Origin of the sequence: Enterococcus sp. DIV1059_2 (assembly GCF_051713685.1) — a bacterium.
In the GTDB taxonomy this organism is placed as follows: Bacteria; Bacillota; Bacilli; order Lactobacillales; family Enterococcaceae; genus Enterococcus_D; species Enterococcus_D casseliflavus.
Genome location: NZ_JBIOQK010000001.1, coordinates 2379022 through 2392669 on the forward strand (window position 1 = coordinate 2379022; position 13648 = coordinate 2392669).

Genomic DNA, 13648 nt, shown 5'->3' on the forward strand with positions numbered 1-13648 from the left:
TTAGATCGCTTGCAATAAGTCGTATTGTGATTGATACAAATGGTGATACAAGCCTTTTTGTGCCATTAGCTGATCATGGTTACCCGATTCAGCGATTGTCCCCCCTGCCACGTAAAAGATTCGATCAGAATTTTTGATCGTGGACAGTCGGTGAGCGATGATAAATGAGGTTCTGCCTTCTAACAGCTTCAACAATCCTTCTTGCAGCAATTCTTCTGTCTTCGTATCGATACTTGAGGTCGCTTCATCTAAGATCAAAATTTTTGGATCAGCCAACAACGCTCGGGCAAAGGAAATCAGTTGCCGTTGCCCTGCAGATAAAGTACTTCCTCGTTCTTCGACGACGGTTTGATAGCCGTCTTTCAACTCCGTGATAAAGTCGTGGGCACGGACGATCTTCGCTGCTTCGATGATCTCTTCTTCTGTCGCATCTAATTTTCCATAGCGAATATTCTCTATGATCGTTCCTGAGAAAATAAAGGTATCTTGCAGCATGACACCCATTTGTGAGCGCAGCGATTCCAGCGTCACGTCACGAACGTCCATCCCATCCACTTTAACACTGCCTTCATTGACATCATAAAAGCGGCTCAGCAAGTTGATGATCGTGGTTTTCCCTGCACCAGTAGGACCAACCAAAGCAATACTTTCCCCAGGTTCAATGTGGAAGTTAACATCAGAAAGAATGTTTTTGCCTTCTTCGTATCGGAAGGTCACGTGTTCAAAATCAACGGTCCCTTTCATCGTCGGCAATACGTTTGCATCAGGTTTGTCTTCGATATCTGGGACTTCATCCATCGTTTCAAAAATCCGTTCAAGATAGGCTGTTGCTGTAATCAAAGAATTATAAAAATTCCCGATATTGATGACTGGATTCCAGAAATTATTGATATAACTGATAAAAGCGATCAGAGTACCTGTGCTGACATCGACACCGATCTGACGAATGCCGACAAAATAAATCAAACAAGTCGTAATGACTGAAATGTTTTGCACCCCTGGCCACATCAGAAACTGAATTTTGACAGCTTTCATCCATGAAGTCCGGTAATCATTGCTGACTTCTTGGAAGATCTCAGCATTTTCTTCTTCTCGCGCAAAGGATTGAGTAATCTTGATACCAGCAATACTTTCATGAATGTAAGCATTTAGATTGGATTGTTTATTACTCAACACCTGATAGGCTTTGCGCTGGTTATTCTTGATCACCATCACCATGATGAACAAAATTGGCAGCAACGCAAGGGAATACAAGGTCAATTTGAAGTCGATCGCAAACATAAAGATCAAGGTGATGATGACGTTGAAAACATCCGAGATCAAATTGATCAGGCCGTTGCTCAATAGGTCACTCAGTGTATTGATATAGTTTACGATGCGAATCAAGATCTTGCCGTGGGGCCTTGTATCAAAATAAGAAAAAGGCAGTCGCTGCAGATGTTCAAAAATATCAAAGCGCATATCCCTCAATACGTCTTGACCAATATTCGTGATATGGTAGATACGGTAACGCATGCAGACGCCGATAACGATCAAGGTCACTAGAAAGGCAGCTCCTAGAAGCAGCAATTGGTTGACATTTTTCTCAGGAATCGATGAATCGATCGCGATCTTTGTGAAAACGGGCGCTAACATTCCTGCTAAGTTTGCCAGAATGATCGTAAATAGGACTTTGGCAATACTTCTTTTATAAGGAACGACATATTGTGACAAGCGTTTGAAATCCTTCCAACTAAACTCCTGGTCTAATTCCTCATCCACATCAAATTTATTTCTCGCCATCGTCTTCACCTCCTGACAAGCCTAATTGTTTTTGATACACTTCGTAGTATTTGCCCCGCAGACTGACAAGTTCTTCATGGGTCCCTTGTTCAACGACTCGTCCTTTTTCCATCATCAGGATCTGATCGGCTTCTCGAACAGAGGAAATTCGATGCGCAATGATAAACGTCGTTTTCTCTCCTGTTAATTTTGTCAGCTCCTGTTGGATCTTCGATTCTGTCTCCATATCGACGGCAGACGTCGTATCATCCAAAATCAAGATCGATGGATCTTTGGCTAAGGCCCGTGCTAGGGAGATCCGTTGTTTTTGTCCGCCAGAAAGCCCCACACCTCGCTCGCCCACGATCGTTTCATAGCCTTGAGGCATCCGAGAAATAAAGGTATCTGCATCAGCGACTACCGCCATTTGCCGAATAAAGCCTTCATCAGCTAAAGGATTTCCAAAAGCAATGTTGTCGGAGATGGTATTGGAAAACAAGAAGACATCTTGCATCACCATTGAAATGTTTTCCCGCATTTGGCGCACGGGATACTCTTTGGCGTTTTTTCCATCAATCAATACTTCCCCTTCAGTCGGATCATAAAAGCGTCCAACTAAATTCACTAACGTCGTTTTCCCTGAACCGGTTTCCCCTAAGATCCCTAACGTTTGGCCAGGGCCAATTTTGAAGTTGATGTTTTCCAACACATTTTGATTCGGATCATCCGAAAAGTGGAAGGAAACATCTTTAAACTCTACAAATCCTTTGATTGGCTCTAATTTTTCTTGTTGATGAACAGGAATTTTCGATTCTTGCGCCAACATTTGCCGAATTTTGATACAGGCTGCAGAAAATCGCTGAACATCGTTGATCAACCAACCACTCATGCGCATAGGATTATTCAACATCCAAAGATAGCCATTAAACGCAACAAGATCCCCTAATGTCATCTCGCCGTTGATAACGAAGATCCCACCCAAAATCAAGGCAATGACTGACAAACTTCCTGCTAAGCCATCAAGCCATGGCAGATAGGTACGGGATACTTTGGCAGATGCCATATTGCGGGTCTTAAAATCTTCGTTGTAAGAGCGAAATTTTTCAATCTCAAAATTTTCACGAGCAAAAGCTTTCACCACTCGATTGCCGCCGATATTTTCTTCCACCATTGAATTCAAGCGCGAAAAGCTCTCACGAATGTCAAAAAACAACGGGTGTGCTTTCTTAGACATGCGATTGGTCAACAGAAATATGATCGGTGTGACAGCCACCAGCGCCAACATCAATTTCCAATCAATAAAGCTCATAACCACCACCGCTGAAAAGAACCACAAGATACATTCAGCGATATTGTAGGTCACCCAAGAAACAAAGTGGCGAATGGCATCGGTATCACCAGTCATCCGTGCCATAATATCTCCCACACGAGTGTGATTGAAAAAGTCGAAATCCAATTCTTGCAGCTTCTGATACAAATCTTCCCGTAAATCGTATAGCGTATTTTGCCCGACCCGTTCAAATAAAATTTGATAACTGTAGCGGACAATGGTACGAATGACGGTCGTTGCGATCATGATCAACAATAATGGAATCAATAAGTGCGTTTTTTGCTGATTGATGACATCATCGATCACCATTCCTCCCAAGTACGGATTAACAATGATCAGCGCTGCATTGATCACTAAAAACAGGACTGCCAATATGATTTTGCCCCGGTTCTTTTTGGCATAGCGCCAGATCCATTGTGTATTACTCATCTAATTCCCCCTCTCGTTGTTAAGCTTAGCGTTTTGAAAAGCGATTTGAATGGTTTTTCTTACTCATTTTGATGTAAAATATTAGTAAGAAGTACCATTCCCTTTTTTTACAGGAAATAAGCACCCAATTGGAGTGAATCAGCCATGAATTTAGTTAACCCTCGCACGTTTAATCCAGAAATCATCTATCTCTTTGACCCATGGACACAATCAGAAAGTCATGGAGAAATGCACCATCATGACTTTTTAGAAATCAGCGTCTTATTAGAAGGAGAAAGTACCTATTATTTTGAAAAAGAACCAGCGAAAAAAATCCGTGCTGGCAGCGTCATGCTTTTCAATCCTGGCGTCGATCACTGCGAATTGCAGCCTAAGGGCACTCGCTCCCATCAGCTGCATATTGGTTTGAAAAATATTTCTTTGGAAGGCTTTAAACGGAATTTTTTCCCGAACAAACACCCCTTGTTGGAGCTAGGCAAATACCATCATCAAGTTTTGGAAAAAGCCTGGCAGTTGGTGAGAGAAAGCAGTGAAGAGCGGGATGAGTTTCAATTGATGCAAAAGGCTGTTTTGATGGAGATGCTCGTCTACATTTTACGTGGACTAAATGAAGACCATATCAATGTCGTGCCTTACCTTTCCAAAAGCCAACGACGACAACAACAAATCGTCAACTATACGGTCTATTACTTGGAAAATCATTACAAAGAAGAAATCACGTTAGAGAAGCTCGCACAGGATCAATTTCTCAGCCCGACGTACCTTTCAAAGATTTTTAAAGAGGCGACGGGTGTCAGTCCCATCAACTACTTGATTGAGATTCGCTTAAAGCGTGCCAAAGACATGTTAAAAAATGAAAACCTCACGATCAAAGAAGTCGCCTCTGCTGTGGGCTATCAGGATGCTTATCACTTCAGCAAGTCTTTTAAAAAACTTTATGGTGTCTCTCCTTCTGGGGTATTGCCAAAACCAAAAAATTAAAGAGCAAGCCGATGACCTTCCTTCGAATGAAGAATCATCGGCTTGCTCTTTGTTCATTGAATAAAATAGTTCATAAAAAGACTGGCAATGTTGAAGTAGATCAAAACACTGGTCAAATCGCTAAGGGTCGTGATAAACGGACCACTTGCCACTGCTGGATCAAAACCCAGCTTGTCCATCAGCATCGGGATCAAACTTCCCGCTAAGTTGGCTACTGTGATGGCACACATCATCGCCATCCCAATCACAAACCCTAGAATCGGATTTTGTTTCCAGACAGCTACGATAGCAAAAATCGTCAACCCCGTGATGGCACCTGTGAACAGTCCCGTCAGCACTTCACCTACCACCGTCTTCATAAAGCTGTTTTCTTTGTCGTCATTGATCGCCAGACGACGAACGGCTACGGCTAAGGATTGGGTACCAGCATTACCAGCGGTCCCAGTGATCAGTGAGATAAAAACAGCGAGAATACTTGCTTCGCTGACCAACTCTTCATAATGACTGATCAGACTGGCGGTGGCCATTCCGAGAAAGAGTAAGGTGATAAGCCAAGGCAAGCGTCTCGAAGACGCTTTGATCGGGTTTTCACTGACTTCTTCCACATTGACCCCTGCCAAACCAGAGTAGTCACTGGCTGCTTCATCATCGATAACATCGATGATATCATCGACGGTCACGATCCCTAATAGGTGATCGTCATAATCAGTGACTGGCAATGCGAGAAAGTCATAATCTCGGAAGGTCTGAGCGACATCCTCTTGGTCATCTCCAACATGAACCGACATCACCCGCTCGTTCAAAATATCAGCGATCATGGTATCTTCATCATTGATGATCAAGTCTCTTAAAGAAATAACGCCCACAAGCTTATTATAAGTATCCACGACGTAAATATAGTAAATCGTCTCGGCAACATCTGCGGCATTTTTTAAGACATACATCGCTGAACGAACCGTTTGGTTGGCAACAATGGAAACAAACTCGGTAGTCATCAGCGATCCAGCAGTTTCATCTTCATAGTGCAGCAGCTCTTTGATTTCGCTAGCAGCTTCAGCGGTCATCAAACTCAAATATTTTGCTGTTTGTTTTTTATCCAGAGTATTCAGCAGGTCAACCGCATTATCGGTATACATTTGCGCCAACATATCAGCCGCATAGGCAGGGCGCATCTCTGAAAGATAGTCCACCATGTGTTCATCATCTTCTTCAATGACGTCAAACATGTCTGCCAATTCTTTCGGGGAAAGATACGTATAGACGATTTGTCGATCGGCTGCTTCTAGAGATTGGTAGAACTGACCCTGCTCGTAGATATGCAGATCCAAGAACGCCTCACGAAATCCCTGGATATCATTGTCTTTTAATGCTTGATTCAGTTGATCAAACCGTTCAGTTAATTCTTGATTTTCATCCAATCTCTTCACCTCATTTGTTATTGCCTATCCATGGCTGAGCAAACAGCGGCCATGTCTGCTGGTAAGGGCAGCTTAAAAGCCAACGGTTCATTCGTAAAGGGATGCTGAAATTGCAGCTGACAGCAGTGTAATGCTTGTCGTTTGATCCCAAGAGCCATTGTACCGCCATACATCTCGTCTCCTAATAAAGGACAACCGATTGCAGAAAAATGGACCCTTATTTGATGCGTCCTGCCTGTGTGTAACTGAATATCAACTAAAGCGCAATCTGAATTGCGCTGTTTTAGCCAATACTCCGTCCGTGCTTCTTTTCCTTCGTCACTGACCTTGCGTTTCAATAGTGACGTCAGGTCTCTAGCAATCGGCAGCTCAATCTCACCATGGGCAGAAAGTGCGGGCAGTTCACCAGCAACGAGGGCTTGATATTTTTTTACGACCTGCTTCTTTCGCAACTGGCTATCCAGCTTCGCATGGGCAAACCCATGTTTTGCAAAAAGCATCAGTCCTGATGTGTCACGGTCTAACCGCGTGACTACATGAATCACTTGATCTTCATAGTGCTGCGCTTGATAGTAGGCCTTGACGCGATTGGCCATCGTGCCAGTCGGATGATATTGCGCAGGGATCGATGAGATGCCTGCTGGCTTATTCACGACTAACAGATGGGCATCTTCATACACGATCTCAATCGGTGTCGGGTCAGCCAGCATCGTCTCATGTTCCCCTTCAGGAGGAATTACAATAGTTACCCTATCATTTTGCGCCAAAGAAAACAAGACGTTTTGCTCGTGATCGTTGACAAATATCTTTCCGCCTTGAAATTTGATTTTTGCTAACAGTCCTTTGGACACCCCCTGTTCCTTCAAAAAGTATTTGACTTGCTGTCCTTGTCCAGTATAGTGATACGTAAATTCCATGGGTTTATTCTTCTCCAATAAAGGAATCTTTGACCCGATTCCAAAAATGCATATGCCGATAAGACGCAAAATGAATCCGTTCATCGGCAATACGGTAATAGATAGCATCGATTTCTTCTTGTTCGATGGTAAACTGATCGATCGTCACTAAATAGTCGGTGCTTTGCTGCAGTTGTACTTTGACCCATTCATGGTGACCCACGACGATCGGCGAACCAAGGGTCCGAAAGACACGATTGTTCAACGAAGCAATCTCTGCCAATTGAAAGGCATTGATACTTGGGTGCAAGACTGCCCCACCAACACTCTTGTTATAAGCAGTGGAGCCGGTGGGCGTTGAGATCGATAAGCCATCGCCGCGAAACTTTTCAAAGAGGTCTTCTTTAATAGAAATATCGGCAACCATCGTTCGATTGCCGCGCTTGATCGTTGATTCATTCAATGCTAGGAAATGCTTGTCTGATTTTCCATTCGCATACGTGATACGGACATCTAATAACGGATAGCTGACGCTTTTTTGATGGTCATTGCATAATGACTCGACTAGTTCTTCCAATTCATAATCTCGCCAGTCCGTGTAAAAGCCGAGATGACCCGTATGGACGCCTAAAAACTGTACTTGATCCAACTTATGATTGTACAAGTGAAAAGCAGAAAGGAGCGTGCCATCTCCCCCAACAGAAATCACTAATTCAGGATTGTCTTGATCGATCTTATTTTCTGACTGTTCTAAAAGCGTAGTTAAACGCTTTGTCACTTCTACCGACTTGCTTTCTTGATTATGGACGATTGCCACGCGGATACCTTTCATTCCGTTTCCCCCTTTGGCAACGGGTTCTGATCATGTCCGCCTCGCTTGCCTTTCCCATGTGAAAATAACCGTTGTGCCTCTTGGATCTCTTCACGGATATTGGACATTTCTTCATCTAGCTGATAGGCGGCTTCTGCCGACCGACGCAGTCGTTCACTGATTTCTGCGGGAAATTCCCCTTGGTATTTGTAGTTTAGTGAATGTTCGATCGTTGCCCAAAAATTCATCGCTAGTGTCCGAATTTGAATCTCAGCTAGAATAATTTTTTCCCCGTCGATCAGTTGAACGGGATATTCGATCACTAGATGATACGAACGGTAGCCACTGGCTTTTTTATTGGTGATATAGTCCCGTTCAATGATCACTTTCATGTCTTTGCGTGTTCGTAAGAGTTCAACGACTTGGTGAATGTCTTCCACAAATTGACACATGATTCGCAAGCCAGCGATATCAGACATCTCTTCTTCAAGCCGATCCAAAGCAATCCCACGTAATTTACTTTTCGTTAAAATGCTATCCACTGGCTTGACCCGCCCAGTGACAAATTCAATGGGAACATGCTTGTTTTGTTCCCGATATTGTTTTCGTATGCCTCTTAATTTTACTTTTAATTCTGAAACCGCCTGTTCATAAGGCGCTAAGAATTCTTCCCAATCTCGAATCATTCTTCTCCCTCGATTCTGTTCATAACATACCTCTTATTCTACCATACTCTTGGAATAAAACTGAATGAACAGAAGAGCAGAAACAAAAGATTTTTTGTCTCTCCCCCAACATCTCTGCTTTTCTTTGTTTGGTTTCTTTGACGGAATAGCTGAAACAGCGTACACTATGGTTGCAATAGAAAGAGAGTGAGAAACGATGGGCGAACAAGTAGAGATCGAATACAAGACGATGTTGACGGAAAAAGAATACCACCAGCTGCTTGCTTATTACAATTTGTCAGAAGAAGCATTTAAGATACAAACCAATTACTATTTTGATACGGTAGATCATAAGCTGCGGGAAAAGCACTTTGGCTTGCGTATTCGCACGACTGCTACCAATGCGGAATTAACGCTAAAAACCCCCATTGAGCACGGGTTATTAGAGACGACTGATCCTTTGACGAAAACGTCCGCAGCTTCATTGATTGCTTCAGAAAAAATTCTACCTACGGGTATCGTTGCTCAGCGCCTAAGAGCGGCAGGTATCGAGCCTGACAAGTTACGTATGATCGCAGCATTAAAAACGAAACGGGCGGAATTTCCGATTGAAGAAGGATTGCTCGCGTTAGATGAAAGCTGGTATGGTCAACAGCATGATTATGAGTTGGAGTTAGAAGTCAACGAACCGATTAAAGGGAAAGATGCCTTTCACTCCTTGTTACGTCTCTTTGGCGTTCCTTACCGACCAGCGAAAAACAAGATCATCCGAGCCGTTGAAGAAAAATCATAGTAAGCTGTCCTTTTGCTTACTTTTTTCGCGTTTTTTTGCTATATTTAATAAAACATACTTATTTTGTTTTTCAAGGTACAAAAGAATCTTAATTGGGGAGAGATTCAAATGATCGAACTGTTTTTATTTATTAATCCGATTGGGCCTATTTGTTATGATATCGAAAAAGAGATTCTCAATAAATTAAACACCAGCCGCAAAAAAATCCATTTGCAGATCCTACCTTTCGTTAACTTGTTTTCCGTAGGTGTCTCAATGGACTATTTGTCCATGAATAAGACGGATTTGGTCTTGCGAAATGAACAGACCAACCAAATCTATGCTGCATCACTGGACTATAAGGCCGCTCAGTTGCAAGGGAAAAAAATTGCGCGGGATTTCTTGTTGAAACTGCAACAACGGATAGGGATCGAAAGACAAGAATATAGCGATGCCTTAGTGAAGGAATTATTTTCTGAAACGAATGGTGATTTAGAGATGTTCCTAGAAGATCGATCCTCTGAGCTAGTGAAAAAGAACTTTGCCACCGATCAGCGTGTAGCCAAAGATATGGGCATCACGATCACACCCTCTGCTGTGGTGTATGATTTTTCAAGTGAAGAAGAATATGGGGTCCTTTTAGAAGGATCAGAGGAACTGAGAAGTCTTCCGCTCGTCTGTGGTACAGCAACAGAACTCGATACATTTTTGCAAAAAGCTCAGTCTTTGAAAGCACCAAAACTTTCCACTATTCATGAAATTGATCGCGGGTTGATTCTTTTATGAAACCCTATTCAATAGCGACGCTGCTCAGCGAGCCAAACGATGATCTTGTGTTTGGCTCGCTGCGCAGCGTTTTTTATTGTGGACAAACAAAAAAACAAACCAATCCTTTACGGATTGGTTCGCTTTTCAATTATGCTTCAATTTCTTTGACGAGTTCTTCCAATTCATTCAAGCGTTGCTCAAATACTTTCATCGCGTCTTCAATATAATCTGCTTTTGTCATATCGACGCCCGCTTTTTTCATGACTTCGATTGGATAATCACTGCGTCCAGCTTTCAAATAGTTCAAATAGTTGGTTAAGGCATCTGGTTCACCTGCTAAGATTTTCTTCGCTAAAGCAGAAGCTGCCGAAAATCCGGTTGAATACTGGTAAACATAGTAATTGTAATAGAAATGCGGAATGCGTGACCACTCAAGACGAATCTCAGGATCTTTTTCAACAGAAGGTCCGTAGTATTTTGCATTTAACTCGGCATAGTTCTCGCTTAAGAACTCACTGGTCAACGGCGTTCCTTTCGCATCTTCCACGTGCATGAAGTGTTCAAACTCGGCAAATTGCGTTTGACGGAAAATCGTTCCTTTGAAGCCATCAAGAAAATGATTCAAGACATAAGCTTTGACCCGTGGATCTGTTTCAGTCTGCAGCATATACTCTGTCAAAATATTTTCATTGGTGGTTGAAGCGATTTCTGCTAAGAAAATCGAATAATCCCCATAGGCATAAGGCTGGTTATTACGTGTAAAGTAACTATGCACACTGTGTCCCATTTCATGAACAAGAGTAAAGAGTTGATCCAATCGATCATTCCAGTTCATCAGGATATATGGCAGCGTATCATAGGCACCAGAAGAATACGCGCCACTGCGTTTGCCTTTGTTTTCAACGACATCGATCCACCGATTGCTGAAGGCTTCTTCAACCACCGCAAGGTATTCTTCACCTAATGGTTTTAACGCTTCTTTCGCTTTTCCGACCGCTTCTTCATAGGTATATCGAATGGGTGCTTCCCCTAAAATCGGCGTATAAACATCATACATATGCAACGTATCGACAGCCAACAGGCGTTTTCTTAATGCCATGTAACGATGCAACAATGGCAGGTGCTGATTGACGACATCCACTAATGTATCGTAGACACTTTCAGGAATGTGGTTGGCACGCAAAGCGGCTTGCCGTGCCGAATCAAATTTGCGGGCTTTTGCTTTAAAGTTATGGGCTTTGATATTGGTGCTTAATGTTTGGGCAAAGGTATTGCGGAATTGCTCATAGACACCATAAAGACCTTTAAAGGCTGCTTCACGGACAGACCGATCCGTGCTTTCCATCAACTCACCGTATACACCATGAGATAACTGCACTTTTTCCCCGCTTTCATCTTCAACTACTGGAAAATCCAAATCAGCATTGTTTAAAACAGAAAAAATGTTGCCAGGTGCCCCAAAAATTTCGCCAGCACCAGCTAATAACGCTTCTTGCTCCGCTGGCAAGACATGTGGACGCTCGTTAATGGTTTTTTCGATCATATGACGATAAACAGCTAGTTTCGGCTCTTGATCGAAATAGCCCCAAATCGTTTCATCAGACATTGTCAATAGCTCAGGATCAAACCAAGCAACGGCTTCACTTACTTGCGCAACCAAGTTACTTGCTTTTGCATACAAGCCTTGATACGTCGTATTGGCAGTATCTTGGTCGTTTTTCAAATGACTGTATACATAGAGTTTCTCTAAACGACGAGAAAGCGCTAAAACAAATTCTAATGCGGATAAGAAGGCTTGCGGCCCATCGGCTAAAGTGCCTTGGTAACGACTTGCTTCTTTGACTTGTGCTTGGATCTCTTGAAATTCTATGTCAAAAGCCGCATCATCGGCATAGATTTTCGTTAAGTCCCACGTTTTTTCGACTGGAATCGATTCACGTGCTGGTAATTGTTTTGTTTCTGACATTCCCTTCACTCCTTGTTCATTGGTTAAAAATATCTTATCATACTTTTCAGTGAAACCAAATCATTGGCTTAAAAAGAAACCGAATTTTCTAAATATTGGCATTCTTGAAAGAGTCCGCGCAAAATTTCCCGTTGATCCAGTAACGGGAACTGCCATTGCCAATCCAGCTGCCGCAGCCGTGCTATCCATTGATCAAAACGAAGTGGACAGTCACTTAAATAAAGAAAGCGAAAAACCAATATTCGATGCTCAAATAAAATGCCAAAGCTGCTTTTACAATAGCACCACATAGGCAGCTGGGAGACATTGCCTTTTAACGGATACAATATTTCTTGGATCACACGGATTTTGGGCAGGTTCTTTCGCAGTTTTTGTATCAACCAGACCTGATAGTCTGCAGCAAGCCATTCAGGAGGACGGTGATGGTTTGAGCTTTGTCCTTTGCACAAAGGGCGAAGAGTTTCTTTCTGGTAAGGCGCCCCTTTTCGAGCATCGCTTTCTTGACTGCTGACTCCTTCTTGATAGTGCCAGTTGATTTGATCTAACTTCATTAAGGATTGATTTTGCGTATCAATCAGCCACAAACAAAAACCAGTTGCCTGATAACTACAGCAGGCTTTTGCCAAAAGTGACCATTGGCGTTTCGGATGCAATTTCTCCCCTAAGATCCACCATGGTCGATAGCCGTTTGCTAAATACGTGCTGGTTCTTTCAAGAAATCGTGAAAACTTGAGGGAAGAACACTGTACTTCGATGGCGATATTCTTATAACAAAGGTCAGGACGCTGTTGGAGTTTAGGCAAAAAGGCTTCGATCTCAATCCCTGTATCTTGAAACCATTCAAACAATAGTTGTTTGGCTTCCAAGTGTTCCTTCGTCTCCCCTTCGCTGTAAGTCTGACAATCAGCAGTTGCTTGATGGGCAAAGTGGGGCTGTCGTTTGGTTCCTTGCCGCAAAGTCACTTCTTGGTGACACCCTGGGCAATAAAAAGGACCTGATGCTTTCTTTCTCCCTTTCGCTGCAATGACTTCTTTTCTTTGGTTCAATGCTTTCAGCATCTAATTCACCTCAATAAAAGATACGCCATTTTCATCAAACACAATTGAAAAAGCCAAGAACATTAGCAACATGTTCTTGGCTGGAAATGAATTTCATTCATTAATCATTATTGAAGTAGAAACGAGTCAATTCAAGTGCATCGTTTTCCATGATCAACTGACCATATTCAGATAAAACCTCTGGCGTCACTGATGTCCGTTGGGCAAATTCCATCAAATAAGAAAGTGCATTTTCCACTTCAATATCAGTAACCTCTGCATCCATGAATCGAATTTCAATATAATAATGGTTACCCATTTGGTAAAGATTGGTTGCAACGGAATCCAAATATACTTCGGATGCCAATTGAATCATATCTTCGAATCGCAACAACTCGAATACAAAACGATTGCCGATGTCTTCTGCTTGCTCCGACTCTTGTAATTGAGCCGCCACATGCTTTTTCAACATGTCGGTAATTTCTTCATTCGCTTCATCGTTCATCTCATCAAAATTTTCCATTCCTTCTGGTGGAAGATTTTTGCTAATAAACAATTCTAACCCATCGCCTTTAGGCAAGACTTGGAAAGTTACAGCTTCACTGCCCTTAAATTCTTCGTCAATATCAACTTCTTCAAGAATACTGTAAAAGAAGTTTTCAATTTCATTGTGATTTCCTAGAAGGTCAAGAAAAGTGATGCCTCTCGCAGCTAAGTCTTCACTTTTGATCAATACACGAATGGTGTTCTCATTGATATGTTCCATTTCCATATTAGCTACACCTCACTTTTGCTACTCACTATAGGTTCATTG

At 42.5% G+C, this 13648-nt stretch carries 12 protein-coding genes; 3 read left to right on the plus strand and 9 right to left on the minus strand.

Going from position 1 to position 13648, the window contains the following annotated elements:
- Together IGI72_RS11040 and IGI72_RS11045 are read right to left on the minus strand one after the other, a co-directional pair.
- A complete protein-coding gene (locus tag IGI72_RS11040) occupies nt 1-1782 on the minus strand; it encodes an ABC transporter ATP-binding protein (protein ID WP_438754201.1) in 1782 nt (593 codons plus the stop codon).
- Nucleotides 1769-3520 (minus strand): ABC transporter ATP-binding protein, encoded by a 1752-nt coding sequence (locus tag IGI72_RS11045; protein WP_010749432.1) that lies wholly within the window; start codon nt 3518-3520, stop codon nt 1769-1771. The genes IGI72_RS11040 and IGI72_RS11045 overlap by 14 nt, the downstream gene beginning before the upstream one ends.
- 144 nt (nt 3521-3664) lie before the next feature.
- Here IGI72_RS11045 and IGI72_RS11050 point away from each other — a divergent pair, with 144 nt between their 5' ends.
- The gene (locus IGI72_RS11050; RefSeq protein ID WP_010749431.1) at nt 3665-4501 is read left to right on the plus strand and encodes an AraC family transcriptional regulator; all 837 of its coding nucleotides are present in this window, start codon (nt 3665-3667) and stop codon (nt 4499-4501) included.
- 53 nt (nt 4502-4554) lie between these two features.
- Here IGI72_RS11050 and mgtE read toward each other — a convergent pair whose 3' ends face one another.
- The 4 genes from mgtE to IGI72_RS11070 are packed head-to-tail and all read right to left on the minus strand — an operon-like array spanning nt 4555 to nt 8312.
- On the minus strand, nt 4555-5919 hold the full coding sequence (gene mgtE, locus IGI72_RS11055) for a magnesium transporter (RefSeq protein WP_438754203.1): 1365 nt from the start codon (nt 5917-5919) through the stop codon (nt 4555-4557).
- Nucleotides 5920-5936: 17 nt separating this feature from the next.
- Complete coding sequence (locus tag IGI72_RS11060; protein WP_074932946.1) at nt 5937-6836, minus strand: RluA family pseudouridine synthase; 900 nt, start codon at nt 6834-6836, stop codon at nt 5937-5939.
- Between the two features lie 4 nt (nt 6837-6840).
- Nucleotides 6841-7638 (minus strand): NAD kinase, encoded by a 798-nt coding sequence (locus tag IGI72_RS11065; RefSeq protein WP_026008090.1) that lies wholly within the window; start codon nt 7636-7638, stop codon nt 6841-6843.
- A 5-nt stretch (nt 7639-7643) separates the two neighbouring features.
- Nucleotides 7644-8312 (minus strand): GTP pyrophosphokinase, encoded by a 669-nt coding sequence (locus IGI72_RS11070; protein WP_005229708.1) that lies wholly within the window; start codon nt 8310-8312, stop codon nt 7644-7646.
- Nucleotides 8313-8508: 196 nt separating this feature from the next.
- On the opposite strand from IGI72_RS11070, the gene IGI72_RS11075 reads away from it, so the two are divergent.
- Together IGI72_RS11075 and IGI72_RS11080 are read left to right on the plus strand one after the other, a co-directional pair.
- Nucleotides 8509-9084: a CYTH domain-containing protein gene (locus IGI72_RS11075; protein WP_438754205.1), complete on the plus strand. Its 576-nt coding sequence runs from the start codon at nt 8509-8511 to the stop codon at nt 9082-9084.
- Nucleotides 9085-9192: 108 nt separating this feature from the next.
- Complete coding sequence (locus IGI72_RS11080) at nt 9193-9849, plus strand: ClpXP adapter SpxH family protein (protein ID WP_005229705.1); 657 nt, start codon at nt 9193-9195, stop codon at nt 9847-9849.
- A 130-nt stretch (nt 9850-9979) separates the two neighbouring features.
- Here the strand turns inward: IGI72_RS11080 and pepF are convergent, their stop codons facing one another.
- The 3 genes from pepF to IGI72_RS11095 form a co-directional block, all read right to left on the minus strand.
- On the minus strand, nt 9980-11797 hold the full coding sequence (gene pepF, locus IGI72_RS11085; protein WP_438754207.1) for an oligoendopeptidase F: 1818 nt from the start codon (nt 11795-11797) through the stop codon (nt 9980-9982).
- Between the two features lie 68 nt (nt 11798-11865).
- Nucleotides 11866-12855, minus strand: coding sequence for a competence protein CoiA (locus tag IGI72_RS11090; RefSeq protein ID WP_438754209.1), 990 nt, complete (start codon nt 12853-12855; stop codon nt 11866-11868).
- A 100-nt stretch (nt 12856-12955) separates the two neighbouring features.
- Nucleotides 12956-13606 carry an adaptor protein MecA gene (locus tag IGI72_RS11095; RefSeq protein ID WP_438754211.1) on the minus strand — a complete coding sequence of 217 codons (651 nt, stop codon included), beginning with the start codon at nt 13604-13606 and terminating at the stop codon, nt 12956-12958.
- Nucleotides 13607-13648 lie beyond the last annotated feature (42 nt).

Coding starts and splice junctions, on each gene's coding strand:
- IGI72_RS11040 (WP_438754201.1), bottom strand. CDS start 1,782: ATGGCGAGAAATAAATTTGATGTGGATGAGGAATTAGACCAGGAGTTT.
- IGI72_RS11045 (WP_010749432.1), bottom strand. CDS start 3,520: ATGAGTAATACACAATGGATCTGGCGCTATGCCAAAAAGAACCGGGGC.
- IGI72_RS11050 (WP_010749431.1), top strand. CDS start 3,665: ATGAATTTAGTTAACCCTCGCACGTTTAATCCAGAAATCATCTATCTC.
- IGI72_RS11060 (WP_074932946.1), bottom strand. CDS start 6,836: ATGGAATTTACGTATCACTATACTGGACAAGGACAGCAAGTCAAATAC.
- IGI72_RS11070 (WP_005229708.1), bottom strand. CDS start 8,312: ATGATTCGAGATTGGGAAGAATTCTTAGCGCCTTATGAACAGGCGGTT.
- IGI72_RS11075 (WP_438754205.1), top strand. CDS start 8,509: ATGGGCGAACAAGTAGAGATCGAATACAAGACGATGTTGACGGAAAAA.
- IGI72_RS11080 (WP_005229705.1), top strand. CDS start 9,193: ATGATCGAACTGTTTTTATTTATTAATCCGATTGGGCCTATTTGTTAT.
- pepF (WP_438754207.1), bottom strand. CDS start 11,797: ATGTCAGAAACAAAACAATTACCAGCACGTGAATCGATTCCAGTCGAA.
- IGI72_RS11090 (WP_438754209.1), bottom strand. CDS start 12,855: ATGCTGAAAGCATTGAACCAAAGAAAAGAAGTCATTGCAGCGAAAGGG.
- IGI72_RS11095 (WP_438754211.1), bottom strand. CDS start 13,606: ATGGAAATGGAACATATCAATGAGAACACCATTCGTGTATTGATCAAA.